Source organism: Methylobacterium sp. J-030 (assembly GCF_022829545.1).
In the GTDB taxonomy this organism is placed as follows: Bacteria; Pseudomonadota; Alphaproteobacteria; order Rhizobiales; family Beijerinckiaceae; genus Methylobacterium.
On the sequence record NZ_JAKSYM010000228.1, the window covers coordinates 1 to 337 of the forward strand.

General features: G+C 73.6%; 1 pseudogene. It reads left to right on the plus strand.

The window, feature by feature from the left end:
• A pseudogene (locus MKK75_RS17130) lies at positions 1 to 245 on the plus strand (Sir2 family NAD-dependent protein deacetylase); the annotation flags it as partial.
• Positions 246 to 337: the final 92 nt, after the last annotated feature.

Sequence of the window (337 nt, forward strand, 5' to 3'; positions counted from 1 at the left end):
CCTATGCGGCGGATCCCGATACGGTGCTCGACTTCTACGACCATCGCCGCCGCGGCGTGATCGCGGCCGCGCCGAACGCCGCGCACGTCGCCCTGGCCCAGGCCGAGGCCCGGCTCGCCGCACGGGCCGGGCGGCTGTTCCTGGGCCCGCAGAACGTCGACGACCTGCACGATCCGGGGGGCTCCCGGGCGTTCGTGCATATGCACGGCGAGCTGCCCCGGACCCCCTGTTGCCCTTCCGGGGCGGTCACCCTGGACTTGTCAGAGACCGCTCGCCGTTATCGCGAGCGCAGCGTAGCGACCTAGGGCAGCGCGACCTCGGGGAGCGTGCGCCACCC